This is a genomic window from Clostridioides sp. LIBA-6822 (assembly GCF_056688955.1).
This window is the reverse complement of record NZ_CP196995.1, coordinates 3,577,698-3,602,334: the sequence shown is the minus strand read 5'-3', so window position 1 is coordinate 3,602,334 and position 24,637 is coordinate 3,577,698. Positions and strand designations below refer to the sequence as shown.

The following is a 24,637-nucleotide window of genomic DNA, read 5'->3' as shown; positions in this document are numbered from 1 at the left end:
GAAAGATATTTTTAAATTAAAAAAATATTACATACATCATATGTGTAAAACATTAGGAGGATATGAAATGAGTGAAATATTTAAAGGAATAGGACAGATAAAATTTGAGGGACCACAATCTAACAATGAGTTAGCATTTAGATACTACAATCCTGAACAAGTAGTAGGCAATAAGACTATGAAAGAGCACTTAAGATTTGCAATGAGTTACTGGCATACTTTATGTGGAGAAGGGAATGACCCATTTGGAGTAGGTACAGTGGATAGACCTTGGAATAATATAACAGACCCAATTGAAATTGCAAAGATTAAAGTTGATGCAGGATTTGAATTCATGTCTAAGATGGGAATTGAGTATTTCTGTTTTCATGACAGAGATATAGCACCAGAGGGAAGAAATTTAGAAGAAACAAATAAGATATTAGATGAAATAGTTGAGTACATAAAAGCTAAGATGAAAGAAACAGGTATAAAATTATTATGGGGAACTGCTAATATGTTTGGAAATCCAAGATTTGTTCATGGTGCATCTACAACATGCAATGCTAATGTTTACGCTTATGCAGCAGCTCAAGTTAAGAAAGCTATGGAAATAACTAAGTATTTAGGAGGAGAAAACTTTGTATTCTGGGGTGGAAGAGAAGGTTATGAAACTTTACTTAACACTAATACAGAACTTGAAATGGACAACTTCGCAAGATTCTTACAAATGGCTGTAGATTATGCTAAGGAAATAGGATTTACTGGACAATTTTTAATAGAACCTAAACCAAAAGAGCCTACTAAACATCAATATGATTTTGATACTGCCACTGTTTTAGGATTCTTAAGAAAGTATAATCTAGATAAATACTTCAAAATGAACATAGAAGCAAACCATGCTACACTTGCAGGTCATACTTTCCAACATGAATTAAATATGGCAAGAATAAATGATGTTTTAGGAAGTATAGATGCAAATCAAGGAGACCTATTATTAGGATGGGATACAGACCAATTCCCAACAAATATATATGATGCAACACTTGCTATGTATGAAGTGTTAAAGCAAGGAGGAATAGCTCCAGGAGGATTTAATTTTGACTCTAAAGTGAGAAGAGCATCTTTTGAAGTAGAAGACTTATTCTTAGCATATATTGCAGGTATGGATACATTTGCAAAGGGATTATTAATAGCTCATAAATTATTAGAAGATGAGGTATTTGAAAACTTTACCAAAGAAAGATACTCAAGCTTCAGTGAAGGCATAGGTAAAGATATAGTAGATGGTAAGGTTGGGTTTAAAGAATTAGAAACTTATGCACTACAAATGCCAGTTATAAAGAATAAGTCTGGAAGACAAGAAATGCTAGAAGCTATACTTAATAGATATATATATGAAGTAGATACAATCTCTAAGAAGTAGATACAATCTCTAAAGTGTAAAATTAAAATCATAATAAAAGAGGCTATTTCAAAATAGAGATAAGCCTTTTTTTTATTGTTGAAATAATGAAAATATATTTGATTTTATACAAAAAAGAGTGCCTCATGAACTAAAATGTTCATTTTGAGACACCACCATTTTAAAAATTATTGCAACCAAAATGGCATATTTACAAATGGAGTAAATTTATCAAATAAGTCTAAATACTCCTGAGCTTTTTTAGGGTTATTACATTGAACTAAAGAATTTTCAATAGCTTGAATAATTGTGATTTCTTTTGTAATTAATTTTGCCCAGGTTTCTTTAGAGGTTTCAATTGAAACATCGGTTTTTACGTCACTATCATGATTATGCATTTCAACAATCCCTCTACGTAACTCTAGCTTAAATGTTTCATTAGTATCAGTCACACATGCCAATAGTGTCATATGAACATCAGAACTTTTAGGACCATTTAATTTAACCTTAAAAGATTCAAACATAGCTTTGGATGTTAGACCTATAAATGAGTTTGAAAATGGAGGAAACCCAGCATTAGCCCCAACTTGATTTACTATCTTTTCAAAACCTCCATCTAATGCCATAGCACTAGTCAAATACCAATTACGCCAAGTAGCATTTTCTGTTTGGTATCCAAGCATACGAATAGCAGTTGCTTTAAGGTCTCTAGCTTCCATATCATTATTATCTATACGTATAGGATAATTTAATATCTCTGTAGCCCATTCATAATCTTTTTCATCAATAGCTTTTTTAGCTTCAGCTAATATTATTTCACGACCACCCATAATTTTCACATATTTTTTAGCTGCATCCTTAGGATAAATAGGATTTAATTTACTTGATTCACCATTAAACCAACCTATATATTGGTCATAAACAGCTTTAATTCCTTGTTTAAATGTTCCATAAAATTCACCTAAACGTTCTCTTTGAAATAGATGAGGAGGAAGTTTTCCTAACTCGTTTATTGCATAATCAGGAGTATAACCCATATTTATAAGTCTGACTGCTTGGTCATGGGTATATTGTATGGCATCTCTATAATCCATCAGAAGAGAACTACATTCATCTTTACCATGTAGTGGTCTCATATGAGTTCCAACTAAATAATGTGGTTTATATTTACGAATTTTATCAATTCCTGTATACCATTTCTTAGCATCACGAACAGTCCCTCTAACAGTATATATATTAGGGAATATTTCACCTTGAACAGCATCTCCGACAAACATTATCTTTTCTTTAGATAAAAATATACACATAGCATCTTCAGTCTCAGCTTCACAATGGAACAGTTCTAAATCAACTCCTGATATAGTTATTTTTAATCCATCTTCAACAGATACAAATGTATTTGGTTCAATAAATTTATTAGAACCCTTTGATAAAACAGGTCCACATCCTAAATTAACATAACCATGTTCTCCTTTAGGAAGTATAGAGCCATACATCCAAACAGCTCTTCCCATTCTAATGTCTAGCAGTTCTCCACTAGCTTGAGAGAAATGTTTTATAAATGTCTCATCAACAATAACAAGAATCTCTTTATTTTGGCTTTGTTCTTGACTCACACAAACACTCATACCACCCCAATGGTCACCATGATTATGAGAGATTATCACAGCTTTAATAGGTTTATCAGTAATCTTACGAAAATGCTTCATGATTTCTTCCATCATTTCAATAGTTTCACCTGGGTCAATAATTATAATTCCATCAGTTCCTTCAATCATAACAGGATAAGATAATCCAAAACCAACTGCACTATATACATTTTCGCCTGTTTTATAAATTTTTTGTTCCATTGTTTTAGAATGTTCTGTTAATCTAGGATTAACAAATTTTGATTTTTCAGTATATGCAAAATTGCTCATGAATATAACTCCTTTTAAATATTAAAAAATTTACTGGTTTGCTCTAGTAACAACTGGAGGTAACCATTTACCCGAAATGGCATCTTTACTTGGACCATATAACCTTAGTGTCATGTAAAATTTCTCTTTAGGGGATGGTAGCCAGTTTGATATTTTATTTTCATCTTTTGGTGGTTTATTTTGTATATATATAGTTAGTGAACCATCCTCAGTGTAAAATAGTCCTTTTGTACGGTCTCCAATAGAGTAGCGGTCAATCTCATTATCTACTAAGAATGCATTTTTAAATAAATACATTGTTAATGACCAAAATTGGCTTACGGGAGGAAGTTCGTTTTTATTGAACTTTAGCTCATAGTCGAAATTTCCATCTAAAAATTGACCAGTACTATCTTGAAAAATACTTGGATATAAAGATTCTTCTGGTTGATTAGCTAAAGCACCTTTATGCCAAACTATTGAACGTTGTAAATAATCCTCTCCATAATTACCAATGCCTTTTCGAGCAATTCTCCAGAAGTTATGGGATTCTCCAAATGCTAAGCCACCTTCATTAATAAGTTTTTTTGCACTATCACAAGCTTCATTTAATATATCATCAGGAACTTCTTTTAGTTGTCTTGATGATAGTATGTTTGTCCTAGTTTTTAAGTATGGAATTAATAAAAGTATGCTATTAAGGGTCTCAAAGAATTCATAGTAATTTGAATTTTTATATATTGGTAAATATTTAGTATCATAGTTATCATGATGTGTTTTATTAGACATTTCAGAAGGTCTATGTATTTTAAACTTGCTTTGTATATCTTTAACTTCTTGAATATCATTTTTATCATTGATAAGAATTCTTAAAAATGCTAATGCAAAAGGTGTATCACTTTTAATTATATGAGTATCTTTAGGTAAGTCACCATTCCAACCTGGTCCAATAACAGTAAATTTATTTGATTTTGTTCCAGTTAATCTTCTACCAATATTAGTAATTGTCTCTGTAAATAAGTCTAATAACTGTATAGAGTAGTATCTATCATTAGTATCTGGAACTTCTATTATTGCTGGTTGCTCACGTAAGTCTAACCAAGCTCTTGAATATGTTGTATCATTGTTTGGTGCTGGGATAAAGGATGTTTTTGGTGATGCTACAGTAACAGTATGAGCAAATTCATTAAAATTTGTTGTTTTAGTTTTTGAATTAATAACTTGTGTATAGAGTAATTCATACATCCCTACTATTGGATATCCATATATATAAGCATTTTGAACTGTTTCAAGTAAATTAGTTTTATTCATTAAGAGCCTCTCCTTTAAAATAATCTTATTATATTCCACAGACATGTCATTATAACGAATAACATGACTGAATTATAAGCAATGATTAAATGATTTTTATTTATTTTTCTATTAATAGTTGTACCTAATAGTCCTCCTAATATTGCAGCTGGAATTATACAAAGTAACATTGATACTTCAAGCCCTGAAGGTATTGATTTTGAAATTAATAGAGTTATTATTTTTGAAGCTTGTGAGAATAGTATTAGTATTACTGAGTTAACAGATGCACTCTTTAAATTCATTGAGAAAAATAATGTCAGAGCTGTTATATTTATAGGGCCTCCACCTATTCCTAAAAAAGATGAAATCATTCCTAAAGTATATCCAAGTAAAAGTGTAAATATACGATTCTTTATGTGGAATTGTTTTTTGTTAGGTAGATTTATGTATACTAATATAGTTACTAATAAAGATAAAAGGAGTCCGTTTTGAATTAGCTTTATAAACCTATCCTTGTTAATAAAATCAACTATAAGTTCAAATATCTCAGTACCAATTAAACCACCTAAAATTGCACCCATTCCAAGTAATACAGTCGTAGGCTTTTCAAACTTAGTTTTATATTTAATATGTTTAGTAACAGCAGAACAAGACATAGTAAATACTGCACATGTTGATAAAAAGTTTATAACTGAAGCATCTAGTTCAGTTACTGCATCTAGTACTGGTTTTATGATAATCCCGCCACCAAGTCCAGAAATTGCACCTATAATAGAGGCTATAAATCCTACTATAAAAAACACCATATGTATCTCTCCTTTTCTTGAGTTTTATGTTGATTTCTTGGTAGTAAGTTTGCCCTAAAATAGTAAAATAATTTATTCTAAGGAGGTTTAAATTTAAAATAATATATCTATTTTTACAAATAATATAGATATATGATAAAATGTAGTAATTATTTGACTAGTATATTTTGATTTGTCTAAAGTCATTTTGAATTAAAGTAAATTAAAAAAGAGGAGAATAGTAATTTCTATTTACGATAAGAATATTAAGATGCTAAAGATGTCTAACTAATATATGAATTATAATAAGATTATTAGATATTTATGATAGTAAAATGTATTAAAATATAAAATTTGAAAGTTGATGAGAATTATATGAAAAAGAAAATATTGTTTTTAGTAATTATTTTAACATTTATAATTTTATTAGGTAATTCTACTTATTCACAAAAAAATCAACTATCTGAAGAAGAAAAAGTAGATGATTTTAAATATGTATATAATGTTATAAAAACAGGATATCCTTATCTAGATGTAAATAAAAGACTTAATAATACTGATTGGTTACAAAATAAGGAAGATTATATAAAAAGAATAAAGAGTACTGAAAATGATGAGGAATTTATAGAAGAAATGTCATCTATATTATCTGAATTAAATAATAAACATACAGAGTTAATTGATAATAAAAAACGATATGAGCTTTTTAAGAAATCATATTCTAATAATGATTGGTATGATTTTCTTAATGATAAAAAAGTTGTGGTGAGATATGATTCTATAAATCCTAAGATAAAAATGCCAAATGATATTTTTGTAAAAAAAGAATTAATTTTAGAAGATGTAATCAAAGGGAAAGTAGGATACATGTATCTACCATCAATGTCATCAAAGCATGGAGCTATAGATAATGATTTAAAGGAAATTGAAACCTATATTAACACTTTAGAAAAGCATAAAGCTCTAATTATTGATATAAGAGGAAATTCAGGAGGAAGTGATAGATATTGGCAAGGAATTGTATCTAAACTTATAAAAGATGATGTCAAAATAGATGGATATAGAGTTTATAGAAATAATAATGAAATAGTAAAAAAATACACTAATGTAAGAAATATAAAATTAGAGCCTATAGAAAATTTGCCAACAAGTGTAAAGAAAAATGCTCCAGAAGAAATTATGAAAAATTTTAATGGCTTCGAAAATACTTCTTATACCATAAAATCTAAAAATGATTTAAAATTTAAAGGTAATATATACTTACTTGTAGATAAAAAAATATATTCATCATCAGAGTCACTTGCTATGTTTTGTAAAGAAACTAAATTTGCAACTTTAGTAGGTGAAGCTACTGGAGGAGATGGAGGATGTATAGACCCTGTGTTGTTTAACTTAAAAAATAGTGGTCTGATAGTCAGAATGGCGAGTTGTATGTATTTAAATAAGAATGGAATATGTGATGAAGAATTTAAAACTATTCCAAACTTTAAAGTGAAAGATTGTGAAAGAACTGCAAATTTTAAAGATGATAATTGTATAAAAAAGGTACTAGAACTTGAAAATATTACTTACTAGGTAGCCTTTTAAGTATCACTTTAGTGGTTGAAGTATTGGAATTTAAAAATGTAAAAACATACTATGAAAAGCAATTTGAAAAGATTTTAAATCTTTTTAAATTGCATTTTTAATTATGAAATTTTTCATTCTAGTGGTGTATTATTGTAGAGTTTGATTTATAGGCTAAGTTGAGGTATTATCATGATTTATTAGAAAATATCATAATATCATAAAATATAAAAGTATATGAAAATACAATAAAAGGAAACAAAAAGCAATAAAATACAAAATAAATTTGACTTTTTGATATTCCTAAATTAATATATTATTATTATCAAATGAAAGGTAAGTGTAGCTATGGAGGAAAAGTTTTATACAATAGACCAAGTCGCAGATGCTTTGGAAATGCATCATAAGACAATAAGAAAATTTATAAAAGATGGGAAATTAAAGGCTAATAAAGTCGGTAAGCAATGGAGGATATCAAAAGAAGATTTAGATAGATTTATGGATGTAAAGAGTGATAAAAGTAATAGTTTGGAATTTAAATTGGATTCCTCTAAAGAACGAGGGTGTATTCCAAAGGTTAATGTATCTACAGTAATTGACATAAATAGTATTTCTAACAAGGAATACTCACGTCTATCAAACTTACTTTTGGCACTTGTAAATAATCCAACTTCAATATCAAATGGCTCTACTATTAATTTGAAATATAATGAAAATGAAAGTAGGCTTAGAGTTATGTTATGGGGAAATATAAAATTTATTGAGGATATGTTAGGTTCTATATCCATATTAATAGAAAATATTTAAAACAGAAATGAGGAATAAGAATGAATTATAAGATAAAAGAAGAAAATAACAAGAAATATATTTTTTTAGATAGTAAATTTAATAATGAAGGAGAAATAATGGATATTATATCTCTATGTATGGAACATGGTGTAAATTATCTGATGCTTAGTAATAATTCATTTTCAGATGAGTTTTTAAATTTGAAGACTGGACTAGCAGGTGTAGCATTACAAAAATTTATAACTTATAGAATACAAGTTGTTGGGATTATTGCTGATGAGAATAGGATAAATAAAAGATTTTCAGAATTAATGCTAGAGCTGAATAAATCAAATAATTTTAGAATAGTAGGTAATTTTGAGGATGCTAAAAAATGTATCTTAAATATAAATTGATAGTAGAAAGATATAGATCAAATATTTTAATAGCCATCTTGTTCATGTTACAAAAGTGTAATGTTAACAGTTAAAATGTAATATTTACTTAAGGATTTATTTAAATAAAACCTTTAAAATAAATATATATTAAAAAATTAGCAACTGGAGGCTATTATTATGAAAGAAATATTAAAAATAAAAAATATATCAAAAGATTATGGAATAAAAGGATTTAGAACAAATGTATTAAAAAATATATCACTTACAGTCAATGAAGGTGATTTTATAGCAATAATGGGACCATCTGGTGCAGGAAAAACAACATTACTAAATCTCATGTCTACACTTGATAAGCAAACTTCTGGAGATGTAATACTAGATGGAATCAATATATCAAAAGTAAAAAATAATGAACTTTCAAAACTAAGAAGAGAAAAAATAGGTTTTATATTTCAAGACTATAATCTATTAGATAATATGAAACTAATGGATAATATAGCACTTCCTCTAGCATTAGGAAAAAAGAAAAGTAAAGAAATAGAATCTAAGGTGTTTTCCATAGCCAAAAAATTTGGATTAGAAAATCATTTAGATAAATATCCTTATCAGTTGTCAGGAGGACAAAAACAAAGAGGTGCAGCAGCTAGGTCATTGATTACAAATCCAGCAGTCATATTTGCTGATGAACCAACAGGTGCTTTAGATTCGAAGTCAGCATATGAACTTTTAGAATCATTGGAAAGAATAAATAAGGAGAATAATGCTACTATTATAATGATTACACATGACCCCCTAACTGCAAGTTATTCTAATGAAGTATATATGATAAACGATGGCAATATAAAGTGTAAATTAAACAAAGGAAGTAGCAGAAAAGAATTTTATAAAAAAATTATGGATATGTTAGCCTCTATGGGAGGTGACATGTAAGTGAGTATACTTGGAATTGCGTATAATAATTTTAAGAGTAATATAAGAACGTATCTAGCATTTTTTATATCTATGGTTTTTTCAGTAGTTGTACTAACCAACTTTGAATTATTAAGATATGGTGATGCTATAAATGTATTACAAGGAGAAAATAAAAATTTTACATTATCAGTATTGGTGGCTGTGATAATGATACTATCAGTGTTTTTGTTTTTCTTTATTTGGTATGCAACAAATATATTTTTTAAAAATAGGTCTAAAGAAATTGGTATATTATCATTTATGGGGTTAGACCTATATACGATAGGGAAAATATATTTTGTAGAAAATATGCTTATAGGAGTAAGTTCTTGTATAACAGGAATAGTTATAGGAATAATAACATCTAGATTTTTTCAAGTAGTGATAATAAAGCTATCTGGATTTGATATAAATGTATCTAATGGACTTAGCATGGAGGCTATACTATATACTACTTTGATATTTATGTCTATATTTATGGTAATGGCTATAAAGGGCTTTATAACAATATGTAGAAGTAGTGTAATAAACCTAATTAATACATCCAAAAAGCAAGAAAAAATACCAAAGATAGGAATAGGTATATATATATTAGCTATAGTATCAATTATAGTAATAGGATATGGTTATTACCGTTCTACTAATATAAGGACTGGAAATATAATGAGTGTAATACCTGTTATAGCTATAATAATAGTTGGGACTTATGGTCTATTCAAATCAGTTGTTCCTGTTATATTTGATATTATCATAAAAAACAAAAAAATATTATTCAAGGGAAATAATATAATAGCAATAAATAATATAAATTACAGATTAAATAAAAATTACAAAACTTATGCTATAATAGCAATAATTATAACCACTACGATATCCACTCTTGGAGCGTCAGTTGCAATGAAATATATACATCAAAACGCTCAAGAACAAAGAAATGTATATACTGCCAGTATAGTTTCAATGAACAAAGATGAAGTGAATAAAACAAAAATAGAGAATATAATAAAAGATACTAATAAAATAAAATATTCAGTAAATCTAGAACTAACAATTTTAGAAAACACAGATAGTAAGGATATTTATGATAAAACTGATGCCATAATGAAATATAGAGATTTTAGTAGTATTCTTAAAGAGAATGGTCATGATGAAGAATTAAAAGAATATAGTGATAAACTAGTTAAAGGAAATAATGTAATAGAGTTAAAAAGCCCTCAAACGATAGTATCAATACCTACAAAAGAAGCCCACGTAAACATTGATGGACATTTATATAATATTTCAAAAGGAAAAGTAAAAGTTCCAGTGTTAGGGACAGGATTCAATCAAAGCATCATAGTAGTAAATGATGATACATATTTCAAATTAAGAGATAAGGGACAACAAGTATATTTTTACGGAGCAAAAGTGTATCAAGAAGAAAATAGCCAAATGATGTTTAAAAATCTTGAAAAGAATATAAATTTAAAAAATAGCTATATTCAGAATGGATATAAAGGTCTAAATGAGGGTAGATGGATGAAATTTGCATATGTAGTGCTTGTATTTTTATTCTTAGTATTTGTACTTGTAGCTGGAAGTATAATTTACATGAAAATATATAGTGATGCATATGAAGATAAAGGTAAATATAAGATTTTATTAAAAATAGGTACTACAGAAAAAGATATAAATAGAGCTATACTTAAAGAAGTAGCCATCTTTTATACTTTACCAATGTTAAGTGCAACAATATCTAGCTATTTTGCATTGAGGTTAGCAGGAGATTTATTGATGACTAATTTATTTGGTATATATATACTAAGTTTAGTTATATGCTTGATAATATTTATAATATATGGAGCAGTATCCGTCAGTAAGTTTAAGCGTGTAGTATATAAAAATTAACTGATAAATTGCTAAAAAACAAGGAGATTCTTTTAATAAGAGTCTTCTTGTTGATTAACGAAACAACTTGGTTAATCAACCTATATAATAAAATATGTTATTATAGTAATAGTTTATAACATAGTTAAATATTAAAATAATGGAGAATACACAAATGTATAAAATTTTATTAGTAGAAGATGATATTGATTTGGCCAAAGAAATTGCTCTTGCATTGGATAAATGGGGATTTAACATAGAATTAATTAATAACTTTGAGGTAGTATTAGATGAATTTGTAGACAAAAAACCAGATGTAGTACTTTTAGATGTAAACTTACCATTATATAATGGGTTTTACTGGTGTGAGAAAATTAGAGCTATTTCTAATGTACCAATAATATTTTTATCATCAAGAGATTCTGACATGGATTTAATAATGGGGATAAATAATGGAGCAGATGATTATATTACCAAACCATTTTCTATAGATATATTGGTTACCAAAATAAATGGTATAATAAGAAGAGTCTACAATTATAGTGACTCTAGTAGTATTATGTACTACGACGAGTTGATATTTGATACAGGAAGAGGAGTTATAAAGCACAAATACAAGGATGAAAGTTTAGAATTGACTAAAAATGAAATAAAAATTTTAACCTTATTATTAAAAAATAAGAATAGAGTTGTATCAAGGGAAAGTCTTATGATGACTCTATGGAATAATGATGAGTTTGTGACAGATAATGCACTTACTGTAAATATGAATAGATTGAGAAGTAAAGTTAAAGAATTAGGTTTTGATGATTTTATAAAAACTAAGAAGGGCATAGGATATATAATACAATGATAGCGAAATATTTAAAAGGTAGGTCTAAGTATATTATCATCTGTTTAATTATAGTCAGTATAATAAATATATACTTATTTGCTATAGATGTATTTAAAAATAAATATGCAGAGTTGGTATATTTAGATTTTTTAGTACTATTTATAACAATATTATTTTTTGTTGTGGATTATATCGGCTTTAGAAATAGTTATAAAAGTTTATATAATTGTATAGAAGATAATGGTGAAATAGATGGTTATTTGGTTGAGGGACAATCTTTTGAAGAGAATCTAATGAGAGCTATTATAGAAAATCTAAAAATAAAAAATAACAATGATATAGAAATTTATAAACAATCTTTAAAAGAATTAGATGAGTACATGGCTAAGTGGGTTCATGAAATAAAGATTCCAATATCTTCTTTGAGTATAATTACAGATAGGTTAAGCAGTATAAAAGATAGTATAGATATTAAGAATCAGGTTGCTAAGATAAACTTTTTAGTTAACTCCATTTTATATAGTAGTAGAAGTAATACCATGTTTGAAGATGTATTTATAAATAAGGTTAAATTAGAAAAATTAGTAAAAATGGCTGTAAAAAATAACTCATTTTTGCTTATAAAAAATAACATTGAAGTTAGTTTAAATAAACTAGACTATGATGTCTATACAGACTCTAAATGTATGTCATATATTTTAGACCAAATTATTAATAATGCCATAAAGTATTCTAAAAAAGCTGGTAAAATTGAGTTTGATTCAAGAGAGTTAGAAAATGGAGTGGTATTATCTATAAAAGATTTTGGAATAGGCATAAGTGAAGAAGATATAGTTAGGATTTTTGATAAAGGTTTTACAGGTACAAATGGAAGAAATCAACTGTATAAGTCTACTGGAATGGGGTTATATTTTGTAAAGAAAATGATAGATAATTTGGGTCATGACATTGATGTATGTTCAGAAAATGGTTCGTATACAATTTTTAATATCTATTTTTATGATATATCAGATTATTTAAACCTAAATAGTTAGGTTATTATAAAGACTATAACAATATTAGAGATAAAAATATTTGCATAAATTTTATAAAGATTTTTATCTATTTTAAAATAAAAATATTATTGGAATAAAAAAAGACCAGTAATATTTTTATTTTAAACTTGTCAGTATATTTAAATGAATAATATTTATAGTATAAATAAAATATAATAAAGTTTATCATAATATAGTATTTTTATAAACATATCCTATATTTTTCCAAAAACTGTATTGAATATAAAAATTATAATAGATATAATATTAGGTGGAGATTGTATAAAGTGTATACAAATTTGCCTTTAACTCTCTTATTGACAATTCTATTTATTCTTGCCATTACTAATAATTGAAAAGAAATATCATTTGCTACATGATAATGGTTTTGAATATATTAATTACCATCATTTTATCAAGCTGACAGCAAAGGCATTGATTTGCTAGTTGTACTGTATACAAACCATGTAGAAAATATCGACTAGATTTTTCATTAAATTTGAACATTTCACGAACGTATGAATGGAGAAACCTACATGTTGACAATCCACCTTTTTAAATCCAAAGTGAGCATTATTAATGGCAAGGAATAGGAAGTAACTATATTTTATAAAGGAGAATATTGAGTATGAAAAAAATTAGGAAGTTAGCTACCAAACTATTGATTGCAACCATAGTTTTAACCTCATGTATGAGTATGACAGTTTATGGTATGACGGGCAAGGAAGTAACAGCAAAGACACCAAAAAGCTATGTCACAGGAACTAATAGCATATATGGCCCAAAGCTGTCACAAGCACAATTGAATTCAGTAGCACAAGCAACAGCGGATTTTATGAACAAGAAAATCACAAAGAATATGACCACAGATGCTAAGATTTTAGTTGCCTATAATCACATTAAAAATAACACAACATATGTTGACTGGAATGCATCAGAGGGAGCCAATACTGCCTATACACTGGTTACTAAAAAGGGAGCATGCTCTGGAATGGCTAGGAGCTTCAAAGCTTTATGTGACGCTATGGGAATTGAATGTTATTATGTCCATAGTACATCAAATGACCACCAGTGGAATCTTATCCGTTTTGGTGATGGGCGTTTGTATCACGTAGATATTGATGCTAATAAATCGGCAGGAAAGGACATCATATATAAGAGTCTTAGCCACCCATTACCATTTGACAAGAAGGCATATCCAGAAGTTGGGGCAGTAGTACAGACGACAAAACCAGAACAGACACAGAAACCAGCGCCACCTGGTAAGCATACTATGCAAGCACATCAAGAAGGGGCAAAAGTTGTTGGAAATTTTGGAAAAAATGGAGAAGATATAAATAATAAACATATAACATACCAAGGTGTTCGATGTGCTTTAGTCAACTCATCAGTAAATACAATTACATTTTCTGGAAAGGAATCAAATTTAGACCCATCAAAGCATACATATGCTGTAATAGGATTTATGAACACACCATATGGTATGTTTGCATTAGCGCCAGAAGGTAAACCTGTTGAATATCCTTTTGAATATGATAAGCCTTTTTCTTTAGATTTTAGTGGTAAGAACCGTTCTGGTGCAGAATTAGCGAAGTACTGCAAAAAAAATGATGTAACTATTAAAATAGAAATCACTAATCCAAAACTTAATAACGGAATTGGTCAAGTAATGTATGTTCGATATGAATAATGATTAACTCATGACAGTAGAATAGATTATAAACAATGCACCCTCTTACTAGGGGCGCATTTAACATTATATCTGATATTTTGTAGTTGGGTCAACTGCTGGATTTCTCCTCTTTTTATTTATAAAAATTATTATCTCTAAGTTCCTGAGCATGTATACGATTAATTAAAAACTGTTTTAGCTTAGTCAAGCATAAGAATAAAATAGCTCTATTTTCAAATTCTATTCTATTTACAGGTAAAGGTTGATTTTTCATACTTAACAATAATCTATCCAATTCTTCAAGAAGTAGATTACCTGTTTTAGCTTCAAATTTGGTATAACCTATCTTATGTATGAAAGCAGATAGAATATGAGCTTGTGGTGGTGTAGAATTTAGTTGAGATACATAACTATACAAATTTTCTAAAATATCCCGTTGACTTTTTATAATATCCATGTGCTCTAAGAAGAATCTAGTGTCATTTAATAAAGTATTATTAATATTATCATAAGTTTCAGAAATACTTCTATCAATAAGTGAATTTAATGTATATAAATCTCTACTATATTCATTTTCTTTTTTAGGATTTACAATAATATCTGCAATGTCTATAAGTACAACGCTCACTTCTTCCTGTAACTTTTTTTGAACTTCATAGATTTTATGTATATTTGTTGGAATATACATGTTTATTATGACACCTATTCCAGTACCTACTGCAAATATTCCAGCTTCGTTTAAAATCCACTTAATAGATGTTTCTTCTTGAATAAAGTAATGGGATGCGATGACTACACACATAGCAATGACATCTTGAATATTTAATAAAAAACAAAGTGGTATAATTATAAATATAAATATTGAAAATGAAGTCAAATTATATCCTAAAATATTAAAGCATAAATATGAAAAAAGAGTACATAAAAGAAAACCATAAAACTTTCCAATAAAACCTTTAAGAGTTTCTTTTTTAGTGTCTTTTACTGTAAGTAGTACTATAACTCCAGCAACCATTGAGTATTCTAATTTTAATAGCCAAGCAATAAATATAGCAAGAGAGCATCCTAAAGATAACTTTATAACTTTAAGCAAATCAATATCGTTCAAATACAAACCTCCTTTAAAATATAATAAAAATAATTTTATCATAAAATCAATTTTATTTGAAATTGAGTTAACAATATTTTATTTAAAAAATACTGTAAAATTCGATAAAAAAATAAGTAAATAGAAACACAAAGATATTTTTTTTAATGTAATACATTGTAGAATACAAAATATTATAATGAATATAAAATAATTATACTCTATTGAGGAAATAATATTTGAAATTACTATTATATTAGTGAACGATATAACTATAGATATATCTATTATTATTAACATAAAATAAAATTATATAGTTAATGTTATTTTATAATTGATTTGGTATGGAGATTTTTTTCTTTTATGTTATACTATTTATGAAAGCAGATATAAAGATTAAAATACATTAATAAATTATGTATTAGAAGTTTTAAATAGCCATATTAATGAACTTAATTATTGTTCATAATAGCAAATTGGAGGAGATAAACATGAAAATTACTGAAGGATATATGCCTTTTGAAGGTTTTAAAACTTATTACCGTATAGTAGGAGAAAACACTGAAGGGAAAAAGCCATTAGTACTACTTCACGGAGGACCAGGTTCTACACATAATTATTTTGAAGTGTTGGACAAGATAGCTGAGAGTGGTAGACAAGTAATAATGTATGACCAAATTGGTTGTGGTAATTCATTTGTAGAAGGACATCCTGAGTTATTTAATGCGGACACTTGGATAAAAGAGCTTATTGAACTGAGAAAACATCTAGGGCTTGAAGAAATTCATCTATTAGGTCAATCTTGGGGAGGTATGCAGGCTATTTGGTATGCTATTGAGTATAAACCAGAAGGTATTAAGTCATACATTCTTTCATCTACTCTTTCATCTGCAAAGCTTTGGGAGAAAGAACAAAAAAGAAGAATATCATATATGGATGAAGCTGACCAAAAAGCATTGCTTGATGCAGTAAATACTGGAGATTACTCTAGTAAAGAATATAATGATGCACTAGAAAAATTTATGGAAATGTATTGTGCAGGTGAAGTAACAGAAGATTCTCCAGAATGTTTAAGAAGACCTAAAAAATCAGGTTCTGAAGCGTATATTGTAGGATGGGGACAAAATGAATTTTCTCCTACAGGAACTCTTTCTGGATATGAGTTTACAGATAGATTACATGAAATCAAAGAACCTTGCTTAGTAACTAGTGGAGCAATAGATTTATGTTCACCATATATTGCAAAAACTATGTATGATAGAATTCCTAACAGTAAATGGGAGTTATTTGAATATTCAAGACATATGCCATTTGTTGAAGAAAATGATAAATATATAGAGGTTCTAACTAAGTGGTTAGATGCTAATGATTAAAAATAATATAAATTTATATAAAAAAGAGGCTGGACATATTGTCTAGTCTCTTTTTTATTATTAATAGAAGTACTAAACTTTTATTTGATTTTACAAATAGTGGAAATATATTTGTGTATATGTATTTAATTTTATTCGATTCTAGAAATTTTTTTATATATTGGTATAATTATTCTGTTTAAATTTGCTTAAAAAGTATATTAATTATAATAAGAAACAATTATATAAATAGGAATAGATTATTATAATTAGTATAGAGATAAAAATAATTATAGAAAGAAAGGCATATTATGGAAAAATCAAGAGTTATTGAAATGATAAAAAATAATCCTAATATTATATCTACTTTAAATAATCCAACTGATGAAATGAAAATACTAGCTATCAAAGAAAATGGGCTTGTACTAGAATATATAAATAATCCAACTAGAGAGATGCAAGAGTTAGCAATAGATAATAATGTTAGAGCAATTAAATTTGTAGATAATCCAACAGAAGACATGATGATAAAAGCAGTAAATGAGGGGTGGAGTATACTAGACTATATCAAAAATCCAACTGATAGAGTTATTAAGATGGCCATAAATCAAGCAGGATGGGCTATTAAATATGCTAAAAATCCAAGTGAAGAACTGCAATTATTAGCAGTAAGAAAAAATTATGATTCAATAAAATTTATAAAAGAGCCTTATGAAAGTGTACAAGAAGAGGCAGTTAGAATAAGTTATGATGCATTAAGATATATAGAATCACCTAGTTATAATACAGAAATTATAGCTATAAAAAATAATGAAGCAGCTATTGGCTTTATAACTGATTTAGATAAGAATAAAATGTTAGAGTTTTTGAAAGTTAATATTTTAGTGATTAAATATATTATAAAGAAAATATCTAAAGATGAATTAGAGGGAGTATTAAAAGACGTATTATCAAAGGAAAATGTTGAAGAAAAATATGTTAGAGATTTTTTAAACTGTAGTGTTATAGATAGGAATAGTGAAAATCTGACAATAGATAAAATTATGTTTATTTATAAGTATGGAAGTAAGACAGCAAAAAAAATCGCTGTAGACGAGAAATTAAAGATTATGTAGGAGAGAGAAAAATGAATTTTATAGACACATTAAAAAGCGTTGACTTAATATTATCCACTGGAGAAGTTCCCTTAATAGTGGGAGAAAGTGGGATAGGAAAAACAGCTTTAGCAAAAAAACTTGCTGAAGAAAATTATTGGAGTTTAGTTGTTATTGATGGGAACCTACTTAAAGAGGGCGAAATAGGAGGCCTTCCAACTATAGAATCTTATGTAGGAGTTGATTCCAATGGATATAAGATTGAAAAGAAAACAACAGTATATGCTGTTCATAATAAATTAAGAGAAATTGATGAAGAGATATCTAAAGGTAAGATTGTTCTTTTATTTATAGATGAGATAAATCGTTGTGAGCATACTGTGCAACAAGAACTTATGAATTTAATTCTAAATAGAGAGATTAATGGATATAAGTTGGATGATGATGTAAAGATTTTAGCAGCAATGAACCCATCAAGTAAATATGGTTCAGACTTTGATTATCAAGTTGTGGACATGGACGCAGCTCAAGAAAATAGATTTGTCTGGTTAAATATGGAGAGTGAGCATACACAATGGTTAAAATGGGCAGTTGATGAAGGAATTGAAAGAAAGGTCATAGAGTTTATTTCTACTTTTCCAGAATATCTTCATAAAATAAATGAAGATGATGTAAGGGCAACTCCTAGAAGTTATGAAAGAGTATCTAAAATTTATAAAGTTTATAAGGAAAAAAATAATTCAATTCCTAGAGCTGTATTTTTAAATGTTATAAAAGGGAATATAGGTAAAGTTATTGCAGAAGAGTTTATAAGCTTTATTGAATCAGATTCTAAACCACTAATATCTTATGAAGAGGTTTTTTTAGGAGAATCTATTGATGAGTCTATTATAGAAAGAGTAAAAAATGAAAGTCATACAAGACTTTATCTATCAGCTATAAATATCTTAAAAAACTTAGAATCAAATGTGAAGGAGGGTAAATATGAATCAAACCGATACATTAATAGATTCATTGAGTTTTTAAAAGTATACCCTGTAGATTTAATGATAGGAATTATGAAGGACATTAGAAATAGTTATACTGAAGTGTATAAAAAAGCCATAGAAAATGAAGAGTTTGTAAAATCATATTTTGAATCTTATAGTTTAATAAGGGGATAGTGTATGGAAAATTATTTTAATAAGCAAGCAAAAGAACTTTATAATAAAGCAAGTGAAATTATAAGTACTCATTCTATGCTAAAGGCGAATCGTGCCAATGAGAAATTTGATGTAGATATACCACAAGATTTTAAATATGAATTTTTTAACCTTATAGATAAAGTTAATTTAAGTCTTATGGAAGAAAAGGACAATTTTTATGGATATTTTTTATTTCAGATGTCAAGAGAGATACGATTTGATATAAGTAGTCCTACGGGTGTGAATTTTAAAGGAGCTAAGTATGTTATATACTTTAATCCAATGATTTTTTTAACACTTGACATAAAACAAATGGAGACTACAATCAAACATGAAATTCATCACATATTATCTATGCATTTGGTGAGAGCAAAGGAATTAAAAGGAAAGTATAGTACATTAGCTATCAACATGGCAATGGACATAGTAGTAAATAAATTTTTGAATAATTTACCACCATATGCAACTACCTTGGAATGGGTAAATTTAAAATATTCCTTAAAACTTGAGCCATATGAACCTTTTGAATATTATGTAGAAAAGATTCAAACTGAATTAGATTTACTAGAAGAGGATGAAGATGGGGAAGAAGATGATAGTGATAAGTATGGAAATATAGAAACTGATTATAGCCCAGAAAAAACTCATAATATTTGGGAAGAATCTAACGACATAGATGAAAAAATGCTTAAAGAATTTACTGAAAAGTTTATTGATAGTTCTCAAAAAGGTACAATTCCTGCTTATTTAGAAAGTATGATATCGTCACTTAAAAATAGTAAAGGTGAATTGCCATGGAATTTGTATCTTAATAGGATAATGGGAACCGTTGAAAGTAATAAAAAGAAGACTATAACAAGAAGAAATAGAAGACAACCAAATAGATTAGACTTGAGGGGTGAACTTAGAAGTCATAAGGCAGAAATAGCAGTTGCACTTGATATAAGTGGAAGTATCAGTGATGAAGAGTTTAAACAAGCGATTAAAGAGGTTCTTAATATCGTAAAAAACTATAGTCATGAAATTACGATTATAGAGTGTGATAATGAAATTAGACGTGTATATAAGGTGAGAACTGAAAAAGACATAAAAGATAGAATTAGGATAGGTGGAGGTACTAGATTTTCTCCAGTTTTTGAATATGCTAATAATAAAAAGATTAATTTATTAGTTTACTTTACTGATGGAAAAGGTGAAAATAAGCTACAAATAGCACCTAAAGGGTATAAGATTTTATGGGTTATTTCTGGAAGAGGAGATGAACTTTCATTGAAAGAGTCTTATGGAGCAGTTAAGAAACTTACAAAAGTCGAAATAAAGGGCGAAATTTTAGAGATAAATGATGTAAGAAATGATGGATATTCAATGAATAGTCAAGCACCAATTTTATAAGTACTCATAGAAGATAAACTATTTTAAGTTATATTTACTATGTAAATCTAAAAAATACGTTAACTAGTAGTTAATGTATTTTTTTATTTTAATAATATAAGTTTTATTTACATTAAAGTACCAAAATATGTTAAAATTAATATATAGCAAATAGTTTTGGCAAGATGAATTCAGTTGTCAAAGCTATTTTTTATTAAGGAGGGTGATGTTTTTGTTTAAGGTTGATGATTATATAATGTATGGTATGACAGGAGTATGCAAGGTTCTAGACATAACAAATGAAAAATTTACAAATGGAATAAAAAGAGAGTATTATGTGTTGAGCCCTATTTATTCTAATAATACAGTAATAAAAATTCCTGTAGATAATGAGAAAGTACCAATGAGAAAGTTACTTTCTAAAATTAATGTTATTTCATTAATAAATGATATTCCTAATATGGATACACTATGGATAGATAATGAAAAAACAAGAAGTGAGCAATTTAAAAAAATACTTAGAAATGGTAAATGTGAAGAGCTAATAAAATTAATAAGAAGTATATATGATAATAAAGAGTATGTAAAATCTATTGGTAAAAAAACACATCAAGCAGACGACAATATAATGAAAGAAGCCGAAAGATTATTGAATGAAGAGTTTGCAACTATTTTAGATATCTCTCCTGATGAAGTTAGTTCATATATATCAAGTCATATACCTCAATAAAGTATTTTATAGTATCTTTTATTTAAAAATCATAATCTAATAAAATATAATATAATTAAAAAAATACGAGAATAATGTAATTATAGATTATAAGTATTAGAATGTAAAAAAATATTGAATTTAAAGTAATTATACATAATTTAAATATAGACTGTAATAAAGTTGAAAAATTAACATTCAACATAAAAGATAAAATGAAATTTAACAACAACTTTAAAATAGGTGGTTATCAATATTTTATTGTTGTTTTTAGTCATTTTTAAAAATTGATTATCTAGGTTAATAGTATGATGAGTTATCTAGATTCTAAAATGTATAATACTATCAAAAAGTTTTTTTGTTTCGAGTAAATAAGATGGATACTATGTTAAATAGAATCCATCTTATTTAAATTTTATTTATAGTTATTTTTTAGGTGCTATTTTTTAGACATGAAAATCTATTGTAATAGAATGTATCTAGATTAGGAAATCTTATAAAAAATATAATCGACAAAATAAGACTAAATATCTATTGTAATTTATAACTAAGATAATTACTGCATATTTATAGTCTAACCTGAAAAATTATAGATGTGCGAAATTTATTAAGTATTTTATAGGAGTAATATAGAATAATTAAAAAGTTTATTTTTAAACAAACTTTTTCTTTTTTAGATAAAATATTATTTGAATAATAAATAAATATAATTATTTATAAATAATTTAAATTTGTTAAAAAAATATTTATTGATGTGATTAGTTAGATTACTTATAACACATTTGAAATAATTGTATTTATCTATGTTTAGAAATTTAAGATAAAGAATCATTTTTACAAGATAAGATACATATAAGTTTAAAAATTAATGAATTCTATTAAGATAATTAAATATATAACAATTATTTAATTATCTTAATAGAACTTATAAAACTCAATTTGGATTTATTTCATTTCTTAATTTATCGTTTTTATTCTTAAAAAAATAGATGTTAATAGTATGTAATTTGATTATTATATATTGGATACAAAAAACTTATTTTTGAAAATAAGTAAATTAAGAAAAAGATTAAAATTTCATTTCTAAAAAACCATTCTAGATATTGATTTAACTTATATTTCCATATAAAAAAATATATATAATATACTTGATAAATATAATTTAAATTTTTCTAATTATTTACTGTCGATTAATCGATTTTTTTCTTGCATATAAGTATGTATTTATGGTACGATTTACATGGTGAAATAAATAGGGGGAGGTGGAAAATAAATATTCGTGAAAAAGTTTTCAAATTGAAGCATTTTTATGGAAAATATATTATAAATACATAATATAGCTTCAGTTAATAGTATTAAAGCGAATATATGGATAATCACTTTAAAATAACAGTTTTTATGTTTAGATTCACAGTGTTTAGTATAGTCTTATATCATAAGAAATAAATCTAATATGTGAATGGATAGTAGTTTATTTATTTAAGTTGAGAATTGGTTAGACGAAGTAACATAGAGATTTAAAAAATAAATAAAAACATTATTTGAATAAAATATATGTTGCTTTATTCGAGACTCCTTTAAAAAAGCACTTAAATGTAATTATATAAGTTGCCACAAAAGGAGGAATTTAGTTTGTAAAATACTATCACGTAAAAAAATAAGAATTGCTATGATGAAGATTTTTTCATGGTCTTAAATAAGAATCTAATGATTTATAAATATATCTGAAAATAATGAATTTATATAATTTAAATTTATAATTAAAAAGCATATTTAATTTGTTCCATGAAAAAATAAATTCTACAAATAAAAACGCAATTATCTTAATAATTATTACAAATTGTTTTACAAAACAATATCACCGAATCTTTCACCAAAAGAAAGAATCTAGGTAAAACGTAAAAATATAAAAATACAAAAATACAATTAAGAAAGGATTTAAACTTATGAGCACAACAGTAAATAAGAAGGGTAAATTCCCTATAGGATTTTATATCTGCTCAACAACTTTCTCATTTGAAAGAGCAGCATATTATTCTGCGAAGTTTTTAATCTATATATTCCTTACAACAGCTGTAATTCATGGTGGTCTTGGAATAGATAAAGGACAAGCTGCCATAATGCAAGCTAACCTTGTTGCATTCACATACCTTGCACCAATCATTGGGGGATATATATCAGATAGGTGGATAGGAGCTAGATATACTATACCTATAGGTATGCTTATCATGGGGATAGGATATTATCTTGGTTCTATTGCAACTACAGTTTCTATGGTAAATGCAATGATAATATTAGTTTCAATTGGTACTGCATTCTTTAAAGGAAATGTATCTGCAGTAAATGGACAGCTTTTTGACAATCAAGAAGAACTTGATACAGCATTCTCAGTACAGTATTCTTTTGTTAATATAGGTTCTTTTATTGGAACTACAGCAGTTGGTATACTTTATGCTAAAACATTTGCAAAAAATGGTGTACTTGGATTCTCTCAATGTTTCTTCATAGCAGCTGTACTTTGTGTAATAGGTGCAATATGGTTCACATATGGATGGAGATTCCTTGGAAATGCAGGAAAGAGACCATTTAAAGAAGGCGTAGTTGCTGAAAAAGTTGAAGCAAAAGATAATTCGCCTCTTACAGGTATGGATAAGAAGAGAATTTGGGCTATTATACTTATTTCATTCTTCTCTGTAGTATTCTGGTTATTCTGGTACTTAACTTATCTTGCAGTTTATGATTATGGTGCAGCATTTGTAGACATGACTATTGGAGGATTTGAAATTCCTCTTGCTTGGTTTGACTCATTAAATGCACTTGTATGTATAGTATTAGGACCAGTTCTTGGAGCATTATGGTTCAAACTTGCCAGTAGACCACAAGGAGATATAAGTTTATTTAAAAAGACAGGTCTTGGATTAGCATTCTTAGGTCTTGCATTCTTAATGCTTGTTGGAGCAGAACTTTCAAGAGGTGTTGGAGCTCCTGAAACTGCTAAAGCTAGTATAATATGGATAATCATGTTTGGTATACTTCTAAGTTTTGGAGAAATGTTATTCTCACCACTTGGTAACTCTTTCGTAAGTAAGTATGCACCTAAGAAACTTCTAGGTGTTCTTATGGGAGTATGGACATTTGCTACTTTCTTAGCTGGTCAAGGATACGGATATATATATGCATTCACTCTTAAATTTGATATGATTAAGGTATACACTGTAATTCCAGTAATACTATTTGTTGCAGCTATACTATTATTCTTATCTGACAAGACATTAAGTAAACTTGTTGAGGATGATAAATAATCAATAAATAATTATTATTTTATATAGATTAATCTACAATAATTATATTATATTAGGTTGATTTATAGCTAATTAGTAAGAAGAATAA

19 protein-coding genes are annotated in these 24,637 nt (G+C 27.1%); 15 read left to right on the top strand and 4 right to left on the bottom strand.

Translation table 11 applies throughout. From position 1 onward, the window contains the following. The first annotated feature begins 67 nt into the window (after positions 1-67). On the top strand, positions 68-1,405 hold the full coding sequence (gene xylA / locus ACTG48_RS17085; RefSeq protein WP_479917485.1) for a xylose isomerase: 1,338 nt from the start codon (positions 68-70) through the stop codon (positions 1,403-1,405). A gap of 167 nt (positions 1,406-1,572) precedes the next feature. On the opposite strand, the gene ACTG48_RS17080 is transcribed toward xylA, so the two are convergent. From ACTG48_RS17080 to ACTG48_RS17070, 3 genes are read right to left on the bottom strand one after another with little or no spacing between them, the layout of a single operon-like run. Next, on the bottom strand, positions 1,573-3,303 hold the full coding sequence (locus ACTG48_RS17080; protein WP_479917484.1) for an alkyl sulfatase dimerization domain-containing protein: 1,731 nt from the start codon (positions 3,301-3,303) through the stop codon (positions 1,573-1,575). A 30-nt stretch (positions 3,304-3,333) separates the two neighbouring features. Next, complete coding sequence (locus ACTG48_RS17075; RefSeq protein WP_479917483.1) at positions 3,334-4,593, bottom strand: DUF1254 domain-containing protein; 1,260 nt, start codon at positions 4,591-4,593, stop codon at positions 3,334-3,336. Between the two features lie 14 nt (positions 4,594-4,607). Beyond that, positions 4,608-5,381: a sulfite exporter TauE/SafE family protein gene (locus tag ACTG48_RS17070; RefSeq protein WP_479917482.1), complete on the bottom strand. Its 774-nt coding sequence runs from the start codon at positions 5,379-5,381 to the stop codon at positions 4,608-4,610. A 354-nt stretch (positions 5,382-5,735) separates the two neighbouring features. Here ACTG48_RS17070 and ACTG48_RS17065 point away from each other — a divergent pair, with 354 nt between their 5' ends. The 8 genes from ACTG48_RS17065 to ACTG48_RS17030 all read left to right on the top strand — a co-directional run bounded on the left by ACTG48_RS17065 (position 5,736) and on the right by ACTG48_RS17030 (position 14,468). Further along, on the top strand, positions 5,736-6,935 hold the full coding sequence (locus ACTG48_RS17065) for a S41 family peptidase (RefSeq protein WP_479917481.1): 1,200 nt from the start codon (positions 5,736-5,738) through the stop codon (positions 6,933-6,935). A 339-nt stretch (positions 6,936-7,274) separates the two neighbouring features. Beyond that, positions 7,275-7,733: a helix-turn-helix domain-containing protein gene (locus tag ACTG48_RS17060; protein WP_021386031.1), complete on the top strand. Its 459-nt coding sequence runs from the start codon at positions 7,275-7,277 to the stop codon at positions 7,731-7,733. A gap of 20 nt (positions 7,734-7,753) precedes the next feature. Next, entirely contained in the window at positions 7,754-8,110 is a 357-nt protein-coding gene (locus tag ACTG48_RS17055) for a DUF4180 domain-containing protein (protein WP_479917480.1), read from the top strand. Between the two features lie 159 nt (positions 8,111-8,269). Further along, entirely contained in the window at positions 8,270-9,022 is a 753-nt protein-coding gene (locus ACTG48_RS17050; protein ID WP_479917479.1) for an ABC transporter ATP-binding protein, read from the top strand. Continuing rightward, complete coding sequence (locus tag ACTG48_RS17045; protein WP_479917478.1) at positions 9,023-10,930, top strand: FtsX-like permease family protein; 1,908 nt, start codon at positions 9,023-9,025, stop codon at positions 10,928-10,930. 154 nt (positions 10,931-11,084) lie between these two features. After that, positions 11,085-11,762 (top strand): response regulator transcription factor, encoded by a 678-nt coding sequence (locus ACTG48_RS17040; RefSeq protein ID WP_021385986.1) that lies wholly within the window; start codon positions 11,085-11,087, stop codon positions 11,760-11,762. Next, positions 11,759-12,778 carry an ATP-binding protein gene (locus ACTG48_RS17035; protein WP_479917477.1) on the top strand — a complete coding sequence of 340 codons (1,020 nt, stop codon included), beginning with the start codon at positions 11,759-11,761 and terminating at the stop codon, positions 12,776-12,778. The genes ACTG48_RS17040 and ACTG48_RS17035 overlap by 4 nt, the downstream gene beginning before the upstream one ends. Positions 12,779-13,406: 628 nt before the next feature. After that, positions 13,407-14,468, top strand: a complete 1,062-nt coding sequence (locus tag ACTG48_RS17030) for a transglutaminase domain-containing protein (RefSeq protein ID WP_479917476.1) — start codon at positions 13,407-13,409, stop codon at positions 14,466-14,468. A 115-nt stretch (positions 14,469-14,583) separates the two neighbouring features. Here ACTG48_RS17030 and ACTG48_RS17025 read toward each other — a convergent pair whose 3' ends face one another. Continuing rightward, positions 14,584-15,558, bottom strand: coding sequence for an aromatic acid exporter family protein (locus ACTG48_RS17025; protein WP_479917475.1), 975 nt, complete (start codon positions 15,556-15,558; stop codon positions 14,584-14,586). A 470-nt stretch (positions 15,559-16,028) separates the two neighbouring features. On the opposite strand from ACTG48_RS17025, the gene pepI reads away from it, so the two are divergent. The 6 genes from pepI to ACTG48_RS16995 all read left to right on the top strand — a co-directional run bounded on the left by pepI (position 16,029) and on the right by ACTG48_RS16995 (position 24,549). Next, positions 16,029-16,910: a proline iminopeptidase gene (gene pepI, locus ACTG48_RS17020; RefSeq protein WP_479917474.1), complete on the top strand. Its 882-nt coding sequence runs from the start codon at positions 16,029-16,031 to the stop codon at positions 16,908-16,910. A gap of 290 nt (positions 16,911-17,200) precedes the next feature. After that, positions 17,201-18,004 (top strand): hypothetical protein, encoded by an 804-nt coding sequence (locus tag ACTG48_RS17015; RefSeq protein ID WP_479917473.1) that lies wholly within the window; start codon positions 17,201-17,203, stop codon positions 18,002-18,004. A gap of 11 nt (positions 18,005-18,015) precedes the next feature. Continuing rightward, positions 18,016-19,146, top strand: coding sequence for an ATP-binding protein (locus tag ACTG48_RS17010; protein WP_479917472.1), 1,131 nt, complete (start codon positions 18,016-18,018; stop codon positions 19,144-19,146). A 3-nt stretch (positions 19,147-19,149) separates the two neighbouring features. Continuing rightward, a complete protein-coding gene (locus tag ACTG48_RS17005) occupies positions 19,150-20,559 on the top strand; it encodes a vWA domain-containing protein (protein ID WP_479917471.1) in 1,410 nt (469 codons plus the stop codon). Between the two features lie 205 nt (positions 20,560-20,764). Next, the gene (locus ACTG48_RS17000; protein WP_234781145.1) at positions 20,765-21,268 is read left to right on the top strand and encodes a CarD family transcriptional regulator; all 504 of its coding nucleotides are present in this window, start codon (positions 20,765-20,767) and stop codon (positions 21,266-21,268) included. Between the two features lie 1,925 nt (positions 21,269-23,193). After that, positions 23,194-24,549, top strand: a complete 1,356-nt coding sequence (locus tag ACTG48_RS16995; protein WP_021385961.1) for a peptide MFS transporter — start codon at positions 23,194-23,196, stop codon at positions 24,547-24,549. Positions 24,550-24,637: the final 88 nt, after the last annotated feature.

Coding starts and splice junctions, on each gene's coding strand:
- xylA (WP_479917485.1), top strand. CDS start 68: ATGAGTGAAATATTTAAAGGAATAGGACAGATAAAATTTGAGGGACCA.
- ACTG48_RS17080 (WP_479917484.1), bottom strand. CDS start 3,303: ATGAGCAATTTTGCATATACTGAAAAATCAAAATTTGTTAATCCTAGA.
- ACTG48_RS17075 (WP_479917483.1), bottom strand. CDS start 4,593: ATGAATAAAACTAATTTACTTGAAACAGTTCAAAATGCTTATATATAT.
- ACTG48_RS17070 (WP_479917482.1), bottom strand. CDS start 5,381: ATGGTGTTTTTTATAGTAGGATTTATAGCCTCTATTATAGGTGCAATT.
- ACTG48_RS17065 (WP_479917481.1), top strand. CDS start 5,736: ATGAAAAAGAAAATATTGTTTTTAGTAATTATTTTAACATTTATAATT.
- ACTG48_RS17060 (WP_021386031.1), top strand. CDS start 7,275: ATGGAGGAAAAGTTTTATACAATAGACCAAGTCGCAGATGCTTTGGAA.
- ACTG48_RS17055 (WP_479917480.1), top strand. CDS start 7,754: ATGAATTATAAGATAAAAGAAGAAAATAACAAGAAATATATTTTTTTA.
- ACTG48_RS17050 (WP_479917479.1), top strand. CDS start 8,270: ATGAAAGAAATATTAAAAATAAAAAATATATCAAAAGATTATGGAATA.
- ACTG48_RS17040 (WP_021385986.1), top strand. CDS start 11,085: ATGTATAAAATTTTATTAGTAGAAGATGATATTGATTTGGCCAAAGAA.
- ACTG48_RS17035 (WP_479917477.1), top strand. CDS start 11,759: ATGATAGCGAAATATTTAAAAGGTAGGTCTAAGTATATTATCATCTGT.
- ACTG48_RS17030 (WP_479917476.1), top strand. CDS start 13,407: ATGAAAAAAATTAGGAAGTTAGCTACCAAACTATTGATTGCAACCATA.
- pepI (WP_479917474.1), top strand. CDS start 16,029: ATGAAAATTACTGAAGGATATATGCCTTTTGAAGGTTTTAAAACTTAT.
- ACTG48_RS17015 (WP_479917473.1), top strand. CDS start 17,201: ATGGAAAAATCAAGAGTTATTGAAATGATAAAAAATAATCCTAATATT.
- ACTG48_RS17010 (WP_479917472.1), top strand. CDS start 18,016: ATGAATTTTATAGACACATTAAAAAGCGTTGACTTAATATTATCCACT.
- ACTG48_RS17005 (WP_479917471.1), top strand. CDS start 19,150: ATGGAAAATTATTTTAATAAGCAAGCAAAAGAACTTTATAATAAAGCA.
- ACTG48_RS17000 (WP_234781145.1), top strand. CDS start 20,765: ATGTTTTTGTTTAAGGTTGATGATTATATAATGTATGGTATGACAGGA.
- ACTG48_RS16995 (WP_021385961.1), top strand. CDS start 23,194: ATGAGCACAACAGTAAATAAGAAGGGTAAATTCCCTATAGGATTTTAT.